Annotated in this window: 1 protein-coding gene; it reads right to left on the bottom strand. The window is 60.1% G+C overall.

Annotated features, from left to right (window positions below; translation table 11 throughout):
• Positions 1 to 188: 188 nt before the first annotated feature.
• Positions 189 to 1,435: NCS1 family nucleobase:cation symporter-1 (locus AC1DLB_RS29900; RefSeq protein ID WP_477786277.1), on the bottom strand; the 1,247-nt coding region annotated here is incomplete at its 5' end.

The following is a 1,435-nucleotide window of genomic DNA, read 5'->3' as shown; positions in this document are numbered from 1 at the left end:
GCGCTACGCCGGGTGGCGCTCACCGGAACACCTCGACAACACAATCCATGGCAGTGACTCGACAGTAAAAGCAAAGCCCCGGCCTTCCTGCTGAACAGAGGGTGCCGGGGCGAAAAATTATGCTGTCGATTATTAACCAGATGGACAGAAAAAGGTGTCTGCAAAAGACCTTTAAATCGCCACGTACGTCATCCAGCGATGACCAGCGCCGCCGATTGCTGTGCCTGCTCGCGCCTGGCTAGAGCGAAGTACAGGACGCCGCCGAGGAAGCAGCCGGTGAACCAGGCGAAGTTGGCCATCGGCTGCAACACCGGGATGAAAGTGATCGCAACGCCCATCAGGGTGGCAGGAATCAACGCCTTGACCGCCGTCCAGTTGATCCCGCCGCTGTAGTAATAACGCCCGCTCGGGCCGTCATTGAACAGCGCATCGACGTCGATCTGCTGCTTTTTGATCAGGTAGTAATCCACCAGCAGAATCCCGAACAGCGGGCCGATGAACGCCGCCAGCACGTCGAGGGTGTAGTGAATCACTTCGGGGTTGTTGAATAGGTTCCACGGGGTGATGAAGATCGACGCCATGGCGGCGATCATGCCACCCGCACGCCAACTGATTTTGCTTGGGGCGACGTTGGCGAAGTCGAATGCCGGGGACACGAAGTTGGCGACGATGTTGATGCCGATGGTCGCGGTGACGAAGGCAAAGGCGCCGAGCAGCACCGCCACGCTGTTGTCGATGCGCGCCACGGTGGCGATCGGGTCGTGAAGCATTTCACCGAACACCGGCAAGGTGCCGGAAACGATCACCACGGTCACCAGCGAGAACGCCAGAAAGTTTACCGGCAGCCCCCAGAAATTGCCGCGACGCACGTCATTCATGCTGCGGCAGTAGCGACTGAAATCACCGAAGTTCAGGGTCGGACCGGAAAAGTACGACACCACCAATGCCGTTGCCACGATCACCTGGCCGAAGGCTTCCCAGCCAGACAGGGATTTCTCCGCCAGGGTGAAGCTGATATTGCTCCAGCCGGCCTGCCAAACGATCCAGCCGGCGAGCAGGAACATCACGCCGTACACCACGGGGCCGGCCCAGTCGATGAAGCGGCGGATCGACTCCATGCCGGTCCAGAACACCAGCGCCTGGACGAACCACAGGCTGAGGAAACCGAACCAGCCGAGGTAGGACAAACCGGCAAAGTGCGGTTCGGCGTAGGCCGCCATCGCAGGAAAAAACCGCAGCACGACGATGATGAGTGCACTGGACGCCAGGTACGTCTGAATYCCGTACCAGGCCACCGCAATCAGGCCGCGAATGACCGCAGGAATATTCGCCCCGAACACCCCGAACGCCAGTCGGCAGATCACCGGGTAAGGCACCGCGGCTTGCTGACTCGGCCTGGCCACCAGGTTGGCGATCAACTGCACGATGCAAATCC

Source organism: Pseudomonas sp. 05N434 (assembly GCF_056396965.1).
This window is presented reverse-complemented; position numbering and strand designations above follow the sequence as displayed.